Raw genomic sequence first — 272 nt, 5'->3', positions numbered from 1 at the left:
AGCGCCAACGCCACCTTCGGCCTCAAGCCGGTGTGGCAGCAGACCCGCGATGACTGCCAGCTGGCCGACGGCAGCTTCGGCAGCGCCGACCAGTTCGCCTGCAAACGCCGTGGTGCGGACGGCGGATTCACCACGCTGCGGGCCGACTGGCGCGCCACGCGCCGCATCGGCCCTGCCGAACTGGCGCTGCGCGTGGGCGGCCAACTCGCCAGCCAGCCGCTCGTGAGCGCCGAACAGTTCGCCGTCGGCGGCGCCGACACCGTGCGTGGCTA

Annotated in this window: 1 protein-coding gene; it reads left to right on the top strand. The window is 73.2% G+C overall.

Features of this window, described 5'->3' with window-relative positions; genetic code table 11:
- The coding region (locus RZA33_RS19485) for a ShlB/FhaC/HecB family hemolysin secretion/activation protein (RefSeq protein ID WP_317509772.1) at nucleotides 1–272 on the top strand (272 nt) is incomplete at both ends.

Origin of the sequence: Halovibrio sp. HP20-59 (genome assembly GCF_033052795.2) — a bacterium.
In the GTDB taxonomy this organism is placed as follows: domain Bacteria; phylum Pseudomonadota; class Gammaproteobacteria; order Pseudomonadales; family Halomonadaceae; genus Vreelandella.
Note: the sequence above shows the minus strand (reverse complement) of the source record. Positions and strands in the feature narration are given on the sequence as shown.